Source organism: Paenibacillus sp. MAH-35, from assembly GCF_058135425.1.
The window spans coordinates 98,731-118,198 of record NZ_JBYUPU010000011.1 but is presented as its reverse complement, the minus strand read 5'-3'; the positions used below and the strand labels follow the sequence as shown (position 1 = coordinate 118,198).

Annotated in this window: 19 protein-coding genes; 17 read left to right on the top strand and 2 right to left on the bottom strand. The window is 54.4% G+C overall.

The features are described 5' to 3' along the window. Positions 1 to 88: 88 nt before the first annotated feature. From rnhB to AC3Y2E_RS14495, 4 genes are all read left to right on the top strand, one after another. Positions 89 to 703, top strand: coding sequence for a ribonuclease HII (rnhB, locus tag AC3Y2E_RS14510; protein WP_379211609.1), 615 nt, complete (start codon positions 89 to 91; stop codon positions 701 to 703). An 80-nt stretch (positions 704 to 783) separates the two neighbouring features. Next, positions 784 to 2,610: a hypothetical protein gene (locus AC3Y2E_RS14505; protein ID WP_379211390.1), complete on the top strand. Its 1,827-nt coding sequence runs from the start codon at positions 784 to 786 to the stop codon at positions 2,608 to 2,610. Continuing rightward, a complete protein-coding gene (locus AC3Y2E_RS14500) occupies positions 2,607 to 2,918 on the top strand; it encodes an EscU/YscU/HrcU family type III secretion system export apparatus switch protein (RefSeq protein WP_379211388.1) in 312 nt (103 codons plus the stop codon). The genes AC3Y2E_RS14505 and AC3Y2E_RS14500 overlap by 4 nt, the downstream gene beginning before the upstream one ends. Then, positions 2,915 to 3,295, top strand: a complete 381-nt coding sequence (locus AC3Y2E_RS14495) for a YraN family protein (protein ID WP_379211386.1) — start codon at positions 2,915 to 2,917, stop codon at positions 3,293 to 3,295. Before AC3Y2E_RS14500 ends, AC3Y2E_RS14495 begins: the two co-directional genes overlap by 4 nt. A 76-nt stretch (positions 3,296 to 3,371) precedes the next feature. On the opposite strand, the gene AC3Y2E_RS14490 is transcribed toward AC3Y2E_RS14495, so the two are convergent. Both AC3Y2E_RS14490 and AC3Y2E_RS14485 read right to left on the bottom strand, forming a co-directional pair. Then, on the bottom strand, positions 3,372 to 3,560 hold the full coding sequence (locus AC3Y2E_RS14490; protein ID WP_379211384.1) for a DUF2524 domain-containing protein: 189 nt from the start codon (positions 3,558 to 3,560) through the stop codon (positions 3,372 to 3,374). Positions 3,561 to 3,816: 256 nt separating this feature from the next. Beyond that, entirely contained in the window at positions 3,817 to 5,376 is a 1,560-nt protein-coding gene (locus AC3Y2E_RS14485; protein WP_379211382.1) for a YifB family Mg chelatase-like AAA ATPase, read from the bottom strand. Between the two features lie 229 nt (positions 5,377 to 5,605). Between AC3Y2E_RS14485 and AC3Y2E_RS14480 the strand changes: the two genes are divergently transcribed. The 13 genes from AC3Y2E_RS14480 to fliF all read left to right on the top strand — a co-directional run bounded on the left by AC3Y2E_RS14480 (position 5,606) and on the right by fliF (position 19,457). After that, complete coding sequence (locus AC3Y2E_RS14480) at positions 5,606 to 5,863, top strand: hypothetical protein (RefSeq protein ID WP_379211380.1); 258 nt, start codon at positions 5,606 to 5,608, stop codon at positions 5,861 to 5,863. 315 nt (positions 5,864 to 6,178) lie between these two features. Then, a complete protein-coding gene (sucC, locus tag AC3Y2E_RS14475) occupies positions 6,179 to 7,339 on the top strand; it encodes an ADP-forming succinate--CoA ligase subunit beta (RefSeq protein WP_190927887.1) in 1,161 nt (386 codons plus the stop codon). Between the two features lie 21 nt (positions 7,340 to 7,360). Beyond that, positions 7,361 to 8,293: a succinate--CoA ligase subunit alpha gene (gene sucD, locus AC3Y2E_RS14470; protein WP_379211377.1), complete on the top strand. Its 933-nt coding sequence runs from the start codon at positions 7,361 to 7,363 to the stop codon at positions 8,291 to 8,293. A 147-nt stretch (positions 8,294 to 8,440) separates the two neighbouring features. After that, the gene (gene dprA / locus AC3Y2E_RS14465) at positions 8,441 to 9,538 is read left to right on the top strand and encodes a DNA-processing protein DprA (protein ID WP_379211375.1); all 1,098 of its coding nucleotides are present in this window, start codon (positions 8,441 to 8,443) and stop codon (positions 9,536 to 9,538) included. A gap of 255 nt (positions 9,539 to 9,793) precedes the next feature. Then, positions 9,794 to 11,905, top strand: a complete 2,112-nt coding sequence (topA, locus tag AC3Y2E_RS14460; RefSeq protein WP_332072515.1) for a type I DNA topoisomerase — start codon at positions 9,794 to 9,796, stop codon at positions 11,903 to 11,905. Positions 11,906 to 11,987: 82 nt separating this feature from the next. After that, on the top strand, positions 11,988 to 13,316 hold the full coding sequence (gene trmFO / locus AC3Y2E_RS14455) for an FADH(2)-oxidizing methylenetetrahydrofolate--tRNA-(uracil(54)-C(5))-methyltransferase TrmFO (protein WP_379211372.1): 1,329 nt from the start codon (positions 11,988 to 11,990) through the stop codon (positions 13,314 to 13,316). A gap of 263 nt (positions 13,317 to 13,579) precedes the next feature. Then, positions 13,580 to 14,119: an ATP-dependent protease subunit HslV gene (gene hslV, locus AC3Y2E_RS14450; protein ID WP_379211369.1), complete on the top strand. Its 540-nt coding sequence runs from the start codon at positions 13,580 to 13,582 to the stop codon at positions 14,117 to 14,119. 26 nt (positions 14,120 to 14,145) lie between these two features. After that, positions 14,146 to 15,543 carry an ATP-dependent protease ATPase subunit HslU gene (gene hslU, locus AC3Y2E_RS14445; protein ID WP_379211367.1) on the top strand — a complete coding sequence of 466 codons (1,398 nt, stop codon included), beginning with the start codon at positions 14,146 to 14,148 and terminating at the stop codon, positions 15,541 to 15,543. A 36-nt stretch (positions 15,544 to 15,579) separates the two neighbouring features. After that, positions 15,580 to 16,359 carry a GTP-sensing pleiotropic transcriptional regulator CodY gene (codY, locus tag AC3Y2E_RS14440; RefSeq protein ID WP_332072512.1) on the top strand — a complete coding sequence of 260 codons (780 nt, stop codon included), beginning with the start codon at positions 15,580 to 15,582 and terminating at the stop codon, positions 16,357 to 16,359. A gap of 225 nt (positions 16,360 to 16,584) precedes the next feature. After that, positions 16,585 to 16,989, top strand: coding sequence for a flagellar basal body rod protein FlgB (gene flgB / locus AC3Y2E_RS14435; protein ID WP_190927902.1), 405 nt, complete (start codon positions 16,585 to 16,587; stop codon positions 16,987 to 16,989). 3 nt (positions 16,990 to 16,992) lie between these two features. Beyond that, entirely contained in the window at positions 16,993 to 17,442 is a 450-nt protein-coding gene (flgC, locus tag AC3Y2E_RS14430) for a flagellar basal body rod protein FlgC (RefSeq protein ID WP_190927904.1), read from the top strand. 28 nt (positions 17,443 to 17,470) lie between these two features. Then, positions 17,471 to 17,779 (top strand): flagellar hook-basal body complex protein FliE, encoded by a 309-nt coding sequence (fliE, locus tag AC3Y2E_RS14425; RefSeq protein ID WP_190927906.1) that lies wholly within the window; start codon positions 17,471 to 17,473, stop codon positions 17,777 to 17,779. A 91-nt stretch (positions 17,780 to 17,870) separates the two neighbouring features. After that, positions 17,871 to 19,457, top strand: coding sequence for a flagellar basal-body MS-ring/collar protein FliF (gene fliF / locus AC3Y2E_RS14420; RefSeq protein WP_379211362.1), 1,587 nt, complete (start codon positions 17,871 to 17,873; stop codon positions 19,455 to 19,457). The last annotated feature ends 11 nt before the right edge of the window (positions 19,458 to 19,468 follow it).

Sequence of the window (19,468 nt, the reverse complement as noted above, 5' to 3'; positions counted from 1 at the left end):
TTGCGGGAGGGATCAGATGCGGTCTTCCCACTTGTCCGTATTCCCGGTACAATGGAACATACAACGACCGATCATGGGGGAACGCAAGGTGCTGGAATATGAACGCGATTTATGGCAAAGCGGCATCCGATTCGTCGCGGGGATCGACGAGGTCGGACGCGGCTGTCTGTTCGGCGACGTAGTTGCCGCAGCGGTGATTTTGCCGGAGGGCTGCGAAATTGAAGGAATTAACGATTCGAAAAAGTTAAGCGAGAAAAAACGCGAGGAGCTGTATCCAATCATTACGGAGCGGGCGCTCGGGATCGGGATCGGCTGCGTGAGCGCTTCGGTAGTCGATTCGATCAACATTAAGCAGGCGGCCAGACTGGCTATGAAGAAGGCGCTGGAGCAGCTAAGCGAATCGGTCGTGCCGGACTATCTGCTGGTCGATGCGGAGAAGGTGGACAGCCCAATCCGGCAGCTCGCGGTTATACACGGGGATGCGCTTAGCCAGTCGATTGCGGCCGCTTCGATCATCGCCAAAGTAACCCGGGACCGTCTCTGTCTTCAGTGGGATATGGAATATCCCGAATACGGAATCGCGGCGCATAAAGGATACGCTACGAAAGCGCACAGGGAAGCGATACTCGAATACGGGGCTTGCCCGCTGCACCGCAAAACGTTTTTGAAAGGTTTGTTAAACGAGCAACTGGAGCTGTTCTGACTCCATAGGCCTATTAACAATAAATCCGTATCAAGCCGATATACATAACAAACAGATAAGACGGTAAAGGAGTCGGCGATATGAGCATGCAGATCGGTCAAATGATGCGGAATTTGCTTGGCGAGATGCAGCCGGCGGCAGATGCCAAATCGCTGGAGCTGAAAGTCGGCCAAATCGTCAAAGGAATGGTGCTGCAGCTGCTCGGTGAGCAGGATGCGATTGTTAATATAGGCGGGGTCCATATGAGGGCCAAGCTGGAAATTCCACTGCGCCAGGGATTGGTGACGTTTCTGCAGGTGATGCCCGATTCGAACGGCAGCCAATTGGTGCTAAAGCCGGTAAACGGGTCGGCGCTGCCGCTTGATGAAGGGGCGTTGTCCGAGCTTGTCAAAGGATTTCCTTCCAAAGACCAGCCTGCGCTGAAAGAATTGGCGAAGCAACTGCAGCAGGCGGATGTGCCTCCCACGAAAGCGAATCTGCAATCGTTTCATAAAATCATGACTCAGGCGCCTGCCCAGGTCCCGGCCAATCAATGGCTGGAAGCGGCTGTCGTGGCAAACGACCGGAATTTGCCCCTAACCCGGGAAACGGTAGCCGGCCTTCGGGAGGCGATGTTCGGTCCGGCGCTGCAGGAGAGGCTGGACGGACTCGAGGCGAGAGCTTCGGAAGCGTCGCGCACGCTCGCCGCAAGCGGTACGGCCGCAGAGCTGAAGCCGCTTCTGGACAAGCTGCAGCAGGCGATCGGCCAAGTCCGCGAGGCGGCAGGACGTATGCCGGCGGCGCTTGCGGAACAAGTCGCGCCGGACGTGCCGGCAAGACCGCAGACCTCTGCGGCGAATCCGGCCCCGGGAACGGCGAATGCTACCGCACGCGAGCCGATTCCATGGTCGCAGAGTGCGGGCGCTGCCCCTACGGCGGTGCCGGCTTCGGGTCCAGGAAGCGGAGGTGCTGCAACCGGGGCAAATGGTGCAGGACAAGCCGGGGACGGGAGGACGCCGGGGACGGCAGCAGGGACGGAAGCCGCTGTAAGCCGGGATTCGGCTATCCCCAAAGCGGCGAATCCGGCCGCGTCCGCTATTCCCGCTGCGCCCCAACCATCCGTAGAGCACGATCCGTCCTCCTCCGGCCGGCCGGCAGCTAGAGCCGACGACAATTGGATCTCACGCGTTCTGAAGGCGGTAGGCATGGATCACGAGCATCAGCTCGCCAAAGCGATCGAGAAGGCGGAGCCGAAGCCGGGAGGAACGCCTATGACGCACGACCCGGCCTCTGTGCGGCTTGCAGCGCAGGAACCGGAGGTCAGAGCCGTTCCATCCGATCCGGGCCGTCACGCGGCGGCTGACAGCCTCAAAAGCGTTCTGTTGCAGGTGATCAGTTCGAGTTCCGCTCCGGAGCCTCTGCGCGAGCAAGCTCAGCAGACTTTGCAGCAAATTACCGGGCAGCAGCTGCTGCTTTCACCGGACCGGGGGTCCGTATTCAGCCATGTCACTTTATTGCTGCCGGTGCGTCATGAAGGGAGCGAGCAGACGGCTGCGATTCACGTCCAATCGAGAAAAGGAAAACGGGGGGAAATCGACGCGCAAAATTGCCGGCTGCTGTTCGACCTGAACATGCAGACGCTTGGCTTGACTCTTGTCGACGTTCAGGTGTTCGATAAAAAAGTGCATCTGCAAGTGCATAACGATATGCCATTTCTCGGACCGCTGCTCCAGCAGTACCGCGATGAGATTGAAAACGGGTTAAGACAGAATGGATACCAGTTCATGGCGCTCAAGTGCAGCCCTTTTCCTCAGCCCGCACAGGCGGATTCCGACTCCTCCGGTATGGCTGTCCTGAATCCCGACAGAGCTGCGGCAGCATCCGGATTCCGCGTAAAGCCGTATAAAGGTGTGGACGTGAAAGTATGAACGGAAACAATAAGAAGGATCGGAACAGCAGCATCAAAAAAGCGGTAGCACTCCGCTACATGCCCGGCGAGAACACTTCCCCGGTCGTCGTAGCCAAAGGGAAGGGCCACATCGCGGAGACGATAATGGAGAAGGCGAAGGAGCACGGCGTCCCGCTGCAGGAAGATCCGTCGCTCGTCGAAGTGTTGTCCAAGCTGGATCTGAAGCAGGAAATCCCTTCCGAGCTTTACCAACTGGTCGCCGAAATATTAAGCTTCGTGTACCGGACCGATTCGCGCGCCAAGGCGGGAAGGGAAGAAGCGAAATGACGGGCGGAAGAATGGCAGACGGCAGACGTGCGCTGGGGCGCAAAGGGGAAGAGGCAGCCGCCGCTTACCTGGAAGCGGAAGGGTACCGGATACTGGAACGGAATTGGCGTTGTCCGAGCGGGGAGCTTGACCTGATCGCGGAGACGGATGGAGTTATCGTATTCGTTGAGGTGCGTTCTCGAAGAGATACCGGCACGTTCGGAACGGCGGAGGAGTCAGTCGACGCCCGCAAACGGAACAAGGTACGGGAGACGGCGAATTTTTACTTGTACCGCAATCGGGCTTTTGATAGAAAGACGCGGTTTGACGTCATTGCGGTCGCGTTTACGACCGGCGGGGAGCTGCTCCGAATCAATCACATTCCGTACGCTTTTTAATGGAATACGTAAGGGAAAAAGCCGCAAGACCGGTTCCGGTCTACGACGGCTTTTTCTTAGGTTGAGGGTGATGCGATCAGCTTTCGCCGGGAATGGAGCATTTGTTGCGGATAAACCGGATCTGATTTTCGATTCGGTTCAGCTGCTCCTGATCTTCTGGTAATGCCCCGCTGCGGCTGCGCAATTGCTCCGCCTCCTGCAGCAGGTTGTGCAAATCTTCGTCGGCGTTCGAGCAGTTATAGTCGCTTTCCAATTGATCCAGCATAGTAGCCTCCCTAGTGTCGTATTGCCCATGCAGCCAGCAAGCCTCGCAGAAGGGGCTGGCTCATACGGTAATGGGCGGTGCAACACTATTATGCATCGATGTCGGCCCGGATAATCGCAAGAGTGCGACGAACGGATATCGGGCCTTTTGGCGCGATCAAAAAAATAATAGATCAATCGGTTAACCAGAAAGGCTTAGCGACACGTATGATTGGACAACATAAGGTCCGCTATTTTTGATCGCGCCTTAGTCCGGATCATCCGAATTTATCTTCCATATTGCGGTCCAGACAGCGGTATTGAAGCGCCTCGGCGAGGTGTGCCGTCCGGATCGATCCGCTGCCGTCCAGATCGGCAATCGTCCGGGCTATTTTGAGAATGCGGTCGTGAGCCCGTACGCTTAAGCTTAAAGCTTCGAACGACTCGGCCAGCAGCTTGTCTCCATCCGGAGGGAGCCGGCAGTATTCACGCAGCAAGCGGCCGGACAACTCGCCGTTAAACCGGATTCCTTTGCCCGCATAACGCTCCGCCTGGAGCAGCATCGCACATTCCACCGACTGGCGGATCTGTTCCGAGGAAACGTTGCCCTCCGTTCGCTTCATCGAATCGAAATCGATGCGCGGAACCTCCACATGGATATCGATCCGGTCAAGCAGAGGGCCGGATATTCGGGAACGGTAACGCTGAACTTGAGGCAGACTGCACGAACAGGCCGCTGCCGGTCCGGAGAAGCCATAAAATCCGCAAGGACAGGGGTTCATTGAACCCGTCAGCATAAAATGGGTTGGGAATGTAAATACCGCTTTCGCCCGGCTGATCGTCACGCGCCGGTCTTCGATCGGCTGACGCAGCACCTCCAGCACATTCCGCGGAAATTCCGGCAGCTCGTCGAGAAACAGGACGCCGCGATGGGCCAAGCTGACTTCGCCCGGCTTCGGAACGCTGCCTGCGCCGACAAGTCCGCCCATCGATACGGTGTGATGCGGATTGCGAAACGGTCTTGCCCGGATCAACGTCGTGCGGTCCTTTAATTGGCCTGCAGCACTATATATTTTCGTTACTTCAAGCGATTCCTCGTCCGACAAGACGGGGAGGATGGAGGGCAGCCTGCGGATCAGCATCGTTTTTCCGGAGCCTGGCGGTCCGACGAAAATCAGATTATGCATCCCGGCCGCAGCGATCGTTAGAGCGCGTTTCGCCTGATGCTGACCGCACACCTCGACAAAATCTTCAGCCCATGTTTCGACAAACTGCGGCTGCAATTGATCATTTGACGGGCGCCGTGAATCGGGTAGGCTCTTAAATATGTCGTTCCCACTATACTGAAGCAGTTCCTTCAAATTGTGAATGCCTGCGATCCGCATGCCTTCGATCAGGGCGGCCTCCTCCGCATTCTCCGCAGGCAGCAGCACGTTCGTTAGCCCCCTGCGTCTGGCTGCATCGACCATCGGCAGCACGCCGTGCACAGGCCGCAGCCGGCCGTCGAGCGACAGCTCGCCGATCGTCAGGCAGCGGTCCAGACCTGGCAGCGACAGTTGGCCGCTTGCCGTGAGGATGCCTGCGGCAATGGCCAAATCGAACGAGGCGCCTTCCTTGCGGACGTCGGCCGGAGCCAGATTGACCGTAATCCGTTCCATCGGAAAGGCGGCTCCCGTATTTTTGATCGCAGATCGCACCCTTTCCGCAGATTCCCGCACGGAGCTGTCCGGAAGTCCGACGATTTGAAAAAACGGCAAGCCGTTGCTAATATCAATCTCCACATCCACGACCGTACCGTCAATCCCTTGCAGGCAAGCGCCATAGCGGTTGTCGTACATAACCAAAAACACCTCTTCTCGGAATGATAACCCAGGCCGGGCATGATAGGCCAAGCGGGTCGGTTGCCGGAAAAGGTGCTTCCTTATCGTCCGTATTACCGAAATTTACTCAGATTGTAAGAAGTAGTTATTCGCCGCGGCGATACGGTTTTCCTTCCCGGCCCAACATTTTTATTAAAATCCGATCCGTTGGAGATACTGGAATGTAACGGAAATGAGGTGAGACTACATGGAGGAAAAAGCGTACTTTTGTCCCAATTGCCGTTCAAACCGGACGAAGTTCCGGGTTTATGCGACAACGTCCCAATCGTTTATGAAAGAGCCGGTGACCGGGGAAATCTACAGCATGGCCGATCCCGTTCCGGTTGAGGATGCCGAGCCGACGATCGGTTGTCTCGTGTGCGGCTTTGCCGGCAATGAGATGCGGTTCGTCAAGCAGGCGGAGCGCGAGCCCAGAATGGCTTCGCCAACGAATCCGGTGTATTGAAGGACGGGTCCGCGCGTATAGTCCGGCCCCTTAGCGATAGCGCGAGCTTTCCGAGTTCGGGAGCTGCGCTATTTGCATGTCTAAGCGTATGGAACGCCTCCTAACGTTCCGGCTGTCTTTTTGTCGTCTTAATCAAAAAAACGTACATTGTTCACAAAAAATTCAGGAAAGTGTCGATGAAACGTGATACAATGAGTAGGGCATTTTTGGGGATACACCGAATCGACGGAGTTGCTTTACGTTCGGTCGGGAGAGGGCAATTTGCCTTTTTTTGCATACAAACTCACCCAAGACAGTTGATAGGAGGATTCGAGAATGAATATCCATGAGTATCAAGGCAAAGAAGTCCTGAGACAATATGGCGTTGCGGTTCCTCAGGGCAAAGTGGCGTTTACCGTCGACGAAGCCGTCGAAGCGGCAAAAGCTCTCGGCACCCAGGTGGTCGTCGTCAAAGCTCAAATCCATGCAGGCGGCCGCGGTAAAGCGGGCGGCGTCAAAGTGGCTAAAAACCTCGACGAAGTGCGTACATATGCCGAGCAAATTCTCGGAAAAGTACTCGTAACGCACCAAACCGGGCCGGAAGGCAAAGAAGTGAAGCGTTTACTCATCGAAGAGGGCTGCGACATCAAGAAAGAGTACTATGTGGGCGTGGTCGTAGACCGCGCTACCGGCCGTGTCGTCATGATGGCTTCCGAAGAAGGCGGTACCGAGATTGAGGAAGTTGCCGCACATACCCCGGAGAAAATTTTCAAAGAAGTGATCGATCCTGCAATCGGCTTGATGCCTTTCCAAGCCCGCAAGCTGGCTTATGCGATCAACATCCCGGCTCCGCTGGTCAATAAAGCGGTTCAGTTCATGACAGCTTTGTATACCGCATTTGTGGACAAGGACTGCTCGATCGCGGAGATCAACCCGCTCGTCGTAACCGGCGACGGCAACGTGATGGCGCTTGACGCCAAGCTGAATTTCGACTCCAACGCTTTGTTCCGTCATAAAGACATTTTGGAGCTTCGCGACCTGGACGAAGAAGACGAGAAAGAAATTCAAGCATCCAAATTCGACCTGAGCTACATCGCGCTTGACGGCAACATCGGTTGCATGGTTAACGGCGCGGGTCTTGCCATGTCGACGATGGATATTATCAAATATTACGGCGGCGAGCCGGCGAACTTCCTCGACGTAGGCGGCGGCGCAACGACCGAGAAAGTTACGGAAGCGTTCAAAATCATTTTGTCCGACCCGAAAGTAAAAGGCATCTTCGTCAATATTTTCGGCGGCATCATGAAATGCGACGTGATCGCAGACGGCGTAATTGAGGCAGCTAAGCAAATCGGCTTGGATCGTCCTCTTGTCGTGCGTCTGGAAGGTACGAACGTCGAGCTTGGCAAGAAGAAGCTGAATGAATCCGGTCTGAACATTGTGGCGGCCGACTCGATGGCGGACGGCGCGCAAAAAATCGTTTCGCTGGTGAAGTAATTCGAGAGGAGATGGACAACGATGAGCATTTTGATCGATAAAAATACGAAAATCATTACGCATGGCATCACCGGTTCGCAAGGGAAGTTCCACACTCAAGGCGGACTCGAGTACGGCTCGCAATTCGTCGGCGGAGTAACGCCGGGCAAAGGCGGTACGGAAGTCGAGTTCTCGCTGGAGAACGGCACGACCGTCAAATTGCCTGTGTTCAACACGGCTATCGAAGCTAAAAAAGCGACGGGTGCAACTGTATCGCTCATTTTCGTTCCTCCGGCTTTCGCTGCGGATTCGATTATGGAAGCGGTCGACGCGGAGATGGATTTGGCCATCTGTATTACCGAAGGTATTCCTGTACTCGACATGGTTCGCGTCAGCCGTTATATGGAAGGCAAGAAAACCCGTCTGATCGGGCCGAACTGCCCGGGTGTCATCACTCCGGATGAGTGCAAAATCGGCATTATGCCGGGTTACATCCATTTGAAAGGTCATGTGGGCGTCGTATCCCGCAGCGGTACGCTTACATACGAAGCGGTTCATCAGCTGACGACCCGCGGCATCGGCCAATCCACGGCTGTAGGGATCGGCGGAGACCCGGTTAAAGGCTCCGAGTTTATCGACATCCTCAAACTGTTCAACGAAGATCCGGATACGTATGCGGTTATTATGATCGGCGAGATCGGCGGTACGGCGGAAGAAGAAGCGGCCGAATGGATTAAAGCGAACATGACGAAACCTGTCGTCGGCTTTATCGGCGGCCAAACGGCGCCTCCGGGAAAACGGATGGGACATGCCGGCGCGATCATCTCCGGCGGCAAAGGAACAGCTGCAGAGAAAGTATCGACGCTTGAGGCTTGCGGCATCAAGGTTGCTCCTACGCCTTCCGAGATGGGCTCCACGCTCGTCAGCGTTCTGGAGGAAAAAGGACTGCTCGAGAAATGCACCGTTAAAAAATAAATATATACAATAATATGTATTTAATGAAGGTAAGCAACCTTCCGCATCCCGGTTCCGGGTACGGAAGGTTTTTTTGTTTTTTCGACAAAAATCCGCAAAGGATGCCCGGTTCCCATCGGGTCTACAAAATAGGAGGTGCTTTACTTCATGAACGATCGTAAGGTATTATTTGGATTGCACGAGTTAGAGGGGGTTGGCTGGAAATCGATAAAGCTTCTGGAATCGGCCGTATCCGGAGCCTGGTCGGAATTGCGCCTCATGAGCCCGGAGGAGTTGAAGGCGGCCGGGCTTAGGGCAGCTGCAGCCGAGAACGTTTATGCGCGCCTTCGCGACGAAGCTTCGATCGACAAAAGAGCCGGGGAATACGCGAGCCGCCGCATTTCGATCGTCACGGTCCTTGATCCGCATTATCCCGCACTGCTGAGAGAAATCGCCCAGCCTCCGTGGGTGCTTTATTGCAAGGGAGAACTGAGCGTGCTCGAGCGGGCGGCGATTGCCATTGTCGGTACACGTTCTCCTACTGCGTACGGGAGAAAGGCCGCCTTTGATCTGGCCCGGGATTTGTCCGCCGCAGGCGTATGTGTAGTGAGCGGACTGGCGCGCGGGATCGACAGCTGCGCACATCGCGGAGCTTTGACGGGAGAAGGAGGGACGGCCGCTGTACTCGGATGCGGCCTGGATACGGTGTATCCGCCTGAAAACGCTTCCCTGTATGACGATGTAACGAAGAAAGGGGTTTTGTTGACGGAATATCCGCTGGGCACCCAGCTGCGTCCGGGTCTGTTTCCGCAGCGCAACCGGATCATCTCCGGGTTAAGCCTCGGGACGATCGTGGTGGAGGCGGCGTCGCGAAGCGGGTCTTTGATTACGGCGGATATGGCGCTGGAGCAGTCGAGAGACGTATTTGCGGTTCCGGGACCGATCTCGTCGCCTAAAAGCGAGGGAGCTTTGGAGCTCATCCGCCAGGGGGCGAAGATGATCGCAAGCGCGGACCATGTTCTGGAGGAGTACCGGCACCTGATGAGGCGGGTGACCGAAGGCCGCAAAGAGGCTCCCGAGCCCGGTCCGTCCTTAAGCGAAGACGAGCGAAAACTGCTCGCCTGGATGACCGCCGTTCCGGTAACGTTCGACGAATTGTTGGAGCTTTCCGGATTCGAATTTGGACATTTGCATTCAGTTCTGTTAAATTTAATTTTGATAAAAAGGATTACGCCCTTGCCCGGCTCGTCTTACATCGCTTTATAGTGCGAGTTCAAAAAGTCCGGTTTTCAGCACCGAGAAGATGGGATGAAGCAAGGAAATGAGGAGCGGAGCGTAGTGGAAACTACGTGAGCACCGGAAGTTCCGGCTGAATTCCATATTCGATGACGAGTAGGCTTCCTGATCGGCCTCGTGATCAAAAGTGGACTTTTTGAACAACCTCTTATAGCGGCGGTGACGAACGGTCCGGGCATACGCATACAATGGAACAGCCACTTACGAGGGGAGGACGGCGAGCCTATGGCGGATTCGTTAGTCATTGTGGAGTCACCCGCAAAAGCAAAAACGATCGGCAAATATTTGGGAAGCAAGTTTATCGTGAAAGCGTCCATGGGCCATATCCGGGACCTTCCAAAAAGTCAGATCGGCGTCGAAGTTGAAAACAAGTTCGAACCGAAATATATAACGATCCGGGGCAAAGGCTCCGTTCTGAAAGAATTGAAGGATGCAAGCCGCAAAGTGAAAAACATCTATCTAGCGGCTGACCCCGATCGCGAGGGGGAGGCGATCGCCTGGCACTTGGCGCATTACCTCGAACTGAGCGAGAAGGAGCCTTGTCGTGTTGTTTTTAATGAGATAACGAAACAAGCGGTGAAGGATGCATTCAAGCAGCCGCGGCCTATCGATATGGATTTGGTGAACGCTCAACAGGCGCGCCGCATTTTAGACCGCCTTGTGGGCTACAAAATCAGCCCTCTGCTGTGGAAAAAGGTAAAGAAGGGACTTTCGGCCGGCCGCGTGCAGTCCGTCGCCGTAAAGCTTATTATCGACCGCGAGAACGAGATCAAGCTTTTCGTTCCGGAAGAGTATTGGTCGATCACGGCGATGCTGGATGTGAACGGTTCGGCGTTCGAGGCGAAATTTTACGGAATCGGCGGAGAGAAGAAAGAGCTGAACCGCGAAGCCGAAGTCCAGGACATCCTGAAACGGATCGAACAGGAGACGTTCACGGTCAGCGAAGTGAAGGAGAAGGAGCGTCAGCGCAATCCGGCGCCGCCGTTCATTACGAGCTCCTTGCAGCAGGAGGCGGCCCGCAAGCTGAATTTCCGGGCGGCCAAAACGATGCAGGTGGCGCAGCAGCTGTACGAGGGCGTCGATATCGGCAAAGAGGGCACGGTCGGTTTGATCACGTACATGCGTACCGACTCGACCCGGATTTCGCCAGTTGCGCAGGAAGAAGCCAAAGAATATATACAGCAAGCCTATGGAGCGGATTATTATCCGGAAACGCCGCGTGTTTATTTAAAAAAGGGAGCCAACGCCCAAGACGCTCACGAAGCGATTCGGCCTACGTCCGTAGCCAAAACGCCGGAAGAAATGAAGGGGTATTTGAGCCGGGATCAGTTTCGTCTTTACAAGCTGGTATGGGAACGCTTCGTCGCCAGCCAGATGGCTTCGGCCGTGTTGGATACGATGACGGTCGACATAAAGGCAGGCGATGTGACGTTCCGCGCCGCCGGCTCCAAAGTGAAGTTTCCCGGCTTCATGAAAGTGTACGTGGAGGGCAACGACGACGGCAGTACGAACGAGGACGACAAGTTTTTACCGCCGCTACAACCGGACGATAAGCTGGGCAACCAAGGCATCGAGCCGAAGCAGCATTTTACCCAGCCGCCTCCGCGTTACTCGGAAGCACGACTGGTCCGGGCGCTGGAGGAGATGGGAATCGGAAGACCGAGCACGTACGCGCCGACGCTGGAGACGATTCAGAAGCGCGGTTACGTCGCGATGGAGGAGAAACGGTTCGTCCCGACGGAGCTCGGCGATCTGGTCATCCAGTTGATGGCGGAATTTTTCCCGGAAATTTTAAACGTCGAATTCACCGCCCATATGGAGGAAGAACTCGATTTTGTCGAAGAAGGCAAGGTCGACTGGGTCAAGGTGCTGGACGAATTTTACGTTACGTTCGAGAAGCGGCTTGAAGTAGCCGAGGAAGAAATGAAGGAAGTCGAGATTCAGGACGAAGTAACCGACATCTTGTGCGAGAAGTGCGGCCGCAACATGGTCATCAAGATGGGCAGATTCGGCAAGTTTCTGGCTTGTTCCGGTTTTCCGGACTGCCGGAACGCGAAGCCGATCGTCAAAGAGGTTGGCGTTACTTGCCCGAAATGCAAAGAAGGCAACGTCGTCGAACGGCGAAGCAAAAAAGGGCGCATCTTCTACGGCTGCGATCAGTACCCGGGCTGCGATTACGTCTCCTGGGATAAACCGTCCGGCAAGCCGTGTCCGAACTGCAGCACCATGCTGGTGGAGAAGTACGCCAAATCCGGCTCCCACCTTCAATGTCCGGATTGCGGATACAAGGAAGAGATGCAGCAAACGGACGGCGACGGCGATACCGACGCGGATTGATGGAATCCCGAGCTCTGCTGCCATGCTGCGGCAGAGCTTGGACAGGTAAAGCGCGGATCGTGATAACAGGAGGAGCTTACCATTGACTAACGCTAGCAAAGTAACGGTGATCGGCGCCGGCCTGGCCGGCAGCGAGGCAGCCTGGCAGATTGCCAGCCAGGGCGTTCCGGTCGTGTTGTACGAGATGCGGCCGGTCCGCAAAACGCCTGCCCACATCACGGATCAATTCGCTGAACTGGTATGCAGCAATTCGTTGCGGGCCAACGGACTGACGAATGCGGTAGGGGTATTAAAAGAAGAAATGCGCCGGATGAACTCCCTCATCATGAGCTGTGCCGACAAACATGCGGTTCCGGCCGGAGGCGCGCTTGCGGTTGACCGCGACGGCTTCTCGGGAGAGGTGACGTCGACGCTGCGGAATCATCCGTTGATCGAAGTCCGCAATGAAGAGCTGCCGGCGCTGCCGGAAGGGATTACGGTGGTAGCGACCGGTCCGCTGACGTCCCCGTCCTTATCGGACGAGCTGAAGCGGCTCACAGGCGAAGAATATTTGTATTTCTACGATGCTGCCGCCCCGATTGTGGACAAAGATTCGATCGATATGAGCAAAGTGTATTTGGCTTCCCGTTACGACAAAGGGGAGGCCGCTTATTTGAACTGCCCGATGACGGAGGAGCAGTTCGACGCCTTCCATGAAGCTCTGATCAGTGCCGAGACGGCGCCTATGAAAGAGTTCGAGAAAGAGATTTACTTCGAAGGCTGCATGCCGATCGAGGTGATGGCCAGACGCGGCAAGCAAACGGCACTGTTCGGCCCGATGAAGCCGGTCGGACTGGTTAATCCGCATACCGGCAAACTGCCGTACGCCGTCGTTCAACTGCGCCAGGATAACGCCGCAGGAACGTTATACAATCTCGTCGGCTTCCAGACGCATCTGAAGTGGGGGGAGCAGAAGCGGGTGTTCTCGCTTATCCCCGGTCTGGAGAACGCGGAATTCGTCCGCTACGGCGTCATGCACCGCAATACGTTTATCAGTTCGCCCAAGCTGCTTCATCCGACGTACCAGTTTAAAGGCCGTCACGATCTGTTCTTCGCCGGACAGATGACCGGAGTCGAAGGATACGTGGAGTCTGCGGCTTCGGGGATGATTGCCGGGATCAACGCAGGGAGGATGGCGCTCGGACAAGAATGCGTCGTAGTGCCGCCGGAAACGACCCTTGGCAGTATGGCTCATTACATTACGACTACCGACCCGAAACATTTTCAGCCGATGAACGCCAATTTCGGTCTGCTTCCTCCGCTTGGAGAGAAAATTCGCGACAAAAAACGTAAAAATGAGCTGCTTGCCGAACGCGCGCTGCAAACAATTCAGAATTTTTCATATAATGTACACAATTTGACTTGTATGTAAAAGCTCCGCTATGGTACGATGAACATGTTTTCATAAGTGAAACCCATTTTCGGAGCTGCAAGCTCGTTTCGATTCAGACGACAACCTTTTAGCAAAATACGGGAAACAGCAGCAGATCGAACATTTGGTGCTGTTTCCTGCCGTTTATACGGGTTCCGACGTTTCCGGCAAATGGAAATACCGGCCGAAGCCGTTTATGGACCTGAACGTACATAGCAGCGGTATAGCGGTATACAGGTTAGCACAGATAAGGGGGGATCACGGTGGGTGACTTTCACGCGACTACGATATTTGCCATCAGGCATGAAGGTAAAGGCGCCATAGCGGGAGACGGACAAGTGACGTTCGGGAACAGCATGGTGATGAAGTCGAAAGCCAAAAAAGTAAGGCGCTTGTACCGGGGCAAAGTAATAGCCGGATTCGCAGGCTCCGTGGCGGACGCGGTGACGTTGTTCGAGAAATTCGAGGCGAAGCTTGAGGAACACCAGGGCAATTTGCTTCGCGCGGCCGTCGAGCTGGCCAAAGACTGGCGCTCCGACCGGGTGCTTCGCAGGCTGGAGGCGATGATGATCGTCATGGATTCGCAAAGCCTGCTGCTTATTTCCGGGAATGGCGAGATTATCGAGCCGGACGACGGTATTCTTGCGATCGGTTCCGGGGGGAGCTTCGCGCTGGCCGCCGGACGCGCCTTGAAACAGTTCGCCCCGCATCTGACCGCCAACGAGATCGCCAAGGCATCGCTGGAAACGGCTGCCGACATCTGCGTATTTACAAACCGGAACATTATTGTGGAAGAAATATAATCGCGCCATAACCGGGAGGGACTTCCATGAACAATCGCGCTCTGACGCCCAGACAAATCGTATCGGAGCTTGATAAGTATATCGTCGGACAAAAGCAAGCCAAAAAATCGGTGGCGATCGCACTGCGCAACCGGTACCGCCGAAGTTTGCTCGGCGAATCGATGCGGGACGAGATCGTCCCGAAAAACATTTTGATGATCGGTCCGACCGGTGTCGGCAAAACGGAAATCGCCAGACGTCTGGCCAAGCTCGTCGGAGCGCCGTTCGTCAAAGTAGAGGCGACCAAGTTCACCGAAGTCGGATACGTCGGCCGCGACGTGGAATCGATGGTCCGCGATCTCGTGGAAACGTCGATCCGCATGGTCAAGGCGGAGAGAACGGAAACCGTGAAAGATAAAGCGGAACAGCTTGCCAACGAACGGATCGTGGCGATTCTCGTACCGTCCTCAACTCCTCCGAAGTCGCAGCGCAATCCGCTGGAGATGCTGTTCGGCGGTTCCCAGCAGCAGCCGGCTGCCGAGAAAGAAGAGACCGATCACAATATCATCCAGCGCCGTCAGGAAGCGAAGGAGAAGCTGCGCCGCGGAGAGCTGGAGGAGCAGATGATCGAGATCGAGGTGGAGGATACCGCGCCGTCGATGCTGGATATGTTTGCGGGGCAAGGCAACGAGCAGATGGGGATGAACATGCAGGAAATGTTCGGAAACCTGATGCCGAAACGGACGAAAAAGCGCAAGCTGCCGATCAAGGAAGCCCGTCAGGCGCTGATTCAGGAAGAAGCGCAAAAGCTGATCGACATGGACGAAGTGGTGCAGGAGTCGGTCAAGCGGGCGGAACAGACCGGCATTATTTTTATCGACGAGATCGATAAAATCGCCAGCTCCGGCCGGGGGGGCGGCCCCGACGTTTCCCGCGAGGGCGTGCAGCGCGATATTTTACCTATCGTAGAAGGTTCGACGATCATGACCAAGTACGGGCCTGTGAAAACCGATTACGTGCTGTTTATCGCCGCAGGCGCGTTCCATATCGCCAAGCCGTCCGATCTGATCCCCGAGCTTCAGGGACGGTTCCCGATCCGCGTCGAGCTGACGAATTTGACCCAGGACGATTTCGTTCTAATTTTGAAAGAACCGCAAAATGCGCTGACCAAACAATATACGGCGCTGCTTGAAACCGAAGGCATTCGTGTCGAATTTTCGGACGAAGCGATCGCGGAGCTTGCCAAAATCGCGGCGGAGGTCAACCAGAATACGGACAACATCGGAGCGCGAAGACTTCATACGATTTTGGAGAAGCTGCTTGAGGATCTGTCGTTCGAAGCGCCGGACATCACGCTTGACCATATCGAAATTACGCCCGAGTACGTGCGAGAGAAAGTGGCTGGAATCGCGCAGAACCGCGACCTGAGCCAATACATTTTGTAGGGCGCATGTTCTGCAATACACCGGGAGGCTTACGCTATGAGTTTACTGAGCAAGACAAGAAGTTTGAACCGATTGCTGCAGAAGGCTGCCGGCAATGCCGTCAGCTTTATGGAGATGTCGGAAGTGCTGCGGGATCTGATTGCGGCGAGCGTGTTCGTCATCAGCCGAAAAGGCAAAATACTCGGATACGCGACGACCGGCGAGCCGTTGTCGGAGCCGATGCACGAGATGATCGTACTGAACCGCAGGCTGCCCGAAGAATATAACAATGTGTTGAAACGAATCGAGGAGACATCTTCGAACGGGGAGACCGACAGTCCTTATCAGATGTTTACCGAAAAAATAAATGCATTTTTCGACAATTCTCACGTAACGATCATCCCGATCATTGGAGGAGGAGACCGGCTCGGCACGGTTGTGTTGACCCGCAGCGGCAATTCCTTTATCGACGACGATTTGATTATGGCCGAATACGGCTCGACCATTGTAGGCATGGAGATATTGCGCGAGCACGCCGAAGAAATCGAGCAGGACGCGCGTACCAAGGCGGCTGTGCAAGTGGCGGTCAACTCGTTGTCGTACAGCGAGATGGAGGCCGTCGATCATATTATTGAAGAGCTGAAGGAAAAAGAGGGATTGCTCGTCGCAAGCAAAATCGCCGACAGAGTCGGAATTACCCGTTCGGTGATCGTGAACGCGCTACGCAAGCTGGAAAGCGCGGGAGTGATCGAGACGCGTTCGCTTGGGATGAAGGGGACCTATATCAAAATATTAAATGAACAGCTCGTCCAAAGCGTAGCCAACGCCAGAGCGTAAAGCGGCCGGCAGACGCCATAAAAACAGCCCTGTCTTCCTAAAGATAGGGCTTTTTGCTTATTGTAAACTTTTCGGTATAGATAGAATATATATATGGTTCGTATGCAACAAATTTAGACAAATTCTTTATTTTTTTTAGTAAAGAAGTCGAATAAAGAAGGAATCGACAAAGGCGTGAAGAATAACATTACATAAAACTTTTCACGGGAAAGTGGGTAAAATGGAATGGCTTTTTGGGACACTCCGAGCCTAGGGCTAATGGAACGTACGTTGGATGCCGCCTCCTTTCGACAAAAAGTGATGTCCAACAATGTGGCAAATGTCGACACGCCTTATTTTAAAAGGTCCGATGTGCAGTTCGAGGAGCTTCTGGAGAAGGAATTGATAAAAAACAGTCTCCAGGGCCGAAGGACCGATCCGCGGCACATTCCGATCGGGGTTCCGGCGGCGCCGGTCGCTCCGAAAGTGGTCACTGACGAAACAACATTGATGAACAACAACCTCAACAACGTCGATATCGACTACGAAATGGCGCTGCTCGCCAAAAACCAGCTTCGTTACAACGTTATCGTAGGCCAGGTCAATTCCGATCTGAAGCATTACAGAACCGCATTGAATGGAGGAAGATGATAAGTGAAATTGACTAACGGCTTCGACATTAGCGCTTCCGCTCTAACCGCCCAGCGGTTTCGGATGGACGTCATCTCTTCGAATATGGCGAACGCGGATACGACCCGCGGCAAGCTGGTGGACGGCCGATGGGTGCCTTATCAACGCAAAATGGTGACGATGGAAGCGAAGGAGCAGGCACCCTTTTCGCAATACTTGAATCAGTCGATGCGGGATTTGACGGGCGAAGGGGTAAGAGTATCCCGGGTGTTCGATGATGAGGCCCCGTTCAAGCAGGTATATAATCCTACTCATCCGGATGCCGACGAGCGCGGTTATGTGCAGATGCCGAATGTCGATATTTTAAAAGAGATGGTCGATCTGATGTCGGCGACCCGTTCGTATGAGGCGAACGTCACGGCTCTAAATGCTACGAAAGCAATGGTCTCCAAAGCGCTGGAGATCGGGAAATAGATAATTTCATTAATCGGGGGGACGCTGCATGATCGAACAAATTGGCTTTTTACCCAAAAAACCGCTCGTTTCCTTAAGCGACAAAACAAACGGCGAAGCCGGAGCGGCTCAAATCGGCAAACAGTTCGGCTCGTTTCTGAACGATGCTATGAACAACCTGAACAAGCAGCAGACAACTGTGGAGACGCTCAACGATAAATTTATCGTCGGGGAAATCGCTGATGCGCACCAACTGACGATTGCGGCCGAGAAGTTGGCCCTTAGTCTGGAAATGACGGTCGTGATGCGCAACAAGGTTATTGAAGCTTACCAGGAGATTATGAGAACACAGATCTGATCGTACATAGATTTATGAAAGATTGCCAACTTCATAGAAGCATTCAGAAACACACCAGCAATCGCAGCAGATTCCCGGACGGGGTGACATAGTGAACGAGACACTTGTCCAATATCGAGACAAAACGACTCAGTATTGGAAGCAGCTGAGCAAAAATCAAAAGTTTATGGTGCTGGGTACCGTCGTGATTCTGATCGCGGTAATTATATTGACCTCCGTCAATTTATCAAAAACCGAATATGTCACGGCGTTCTCCAACCTGCAGCCGAACGATGCGGCGAGCATTAAAAAATATTTGGATGATTCGAAAGTACCCTATCAATTAGGCGCCGACGGTAAAACGATCGCGGTTCCGGCCAGCCAAGCGGCATCGATCAAGCTGGAGGTAGAATCGCAAGGGCTGAATAACAGCGGATCGCTCGGTTATGCGGCATTTGCCGGAAGCAATACGTTCGGGATGTCGGATAACGAATTTAACGTCAAACTGATCAATGCCGTACAAGGCGAAATTCAGCAAATGTTTAACCAGATCAACGGGGTAGCCAGTTCCAAGGTGTTGATCACGGTACCGAAGGAAACGGCGTTTATTACGACGGAGCCTCAGGAATCGACCGCATCGGTCGTACTAAACATCCAGAACGGGTACCGGTTCGATCAAACCCAGATCGATACGATGTATAATCTGGTCGCCAAGACGATTCCGAAACTGAAATATGAGAATATTACTATCTCGAACCAGAACGGGGAACCGCTGCCTTATTCCAAGACGAACGGGGCGGTTGCGGGAGCGGCCGGACAAATTCAACAGCAGTTCCAGGTGAAAAATCAGTTCCAGAACGAGCTGCAAAAAAACATAATGAGTCTTCTGGGCAAAATCTACGCTCCGAATAAAGTCGTTGTCAGCGTAATCTCCACTCTTAACTTCGATCAAAAAACAAGCAAGCAAAATCTGGTTTCGCCGGTCAATACGGTAGACAACCGGGGAATCGAAATCAGCCTGCAAGAGAACAACAAGTCGGCCACCAATTCCGGAGCGGCCAACGGCGGAGTGCCGGGGACAGGTACGACGGACGTTCCGACCTATCAAGGCGGGCAAAATGCGGCCGGACAATCGCAGTCGGAAGAAACGAACCGAATCGTCAATTTCGAAGTGAACCGGATTACGAACGATATCGTATCCAGTCCGTTTGTCGTTAAAGATTTGTCGATTAGTGTCGGCATCGAACCGCCGATCAAAGATGACCCGAACTCCTTGACACAGGAAATGAGAGACAACATCCAACGGACGCTGGCAAGCATCGTATCGGCATCGCTTGCTGATAGCGGTCAGACGTATACGGCCGAGGAGATTGCCAGAAAAGTGACGCTGTTCGCCCAACCGTTCGCAGCGACGGCAGCGACCGAGCAAGCCGGTATTAATTATTGGATGTGGGGCGGAATCGGGTTGGCCGCGATGGCGCTTGCCGGAGCCGCCGGGTATATGCTCCGCCGCAGAAAGCAAAAAGAGCTGGATTATGTCGAGGAAGAATTGCCGGCACCGACGAAGGTGGAGATGCCAACGATCGATATCGAAACGGTCGGCAACGAGAACCAGGTTCGCAAGCAGCTTGAAGGTCTGGCGAAGAAAAAGCCGGAAGAGTTCGTTAATTTGCTGCGCACTTGGCTAGTAGATGATTAAGGGGGGACTTC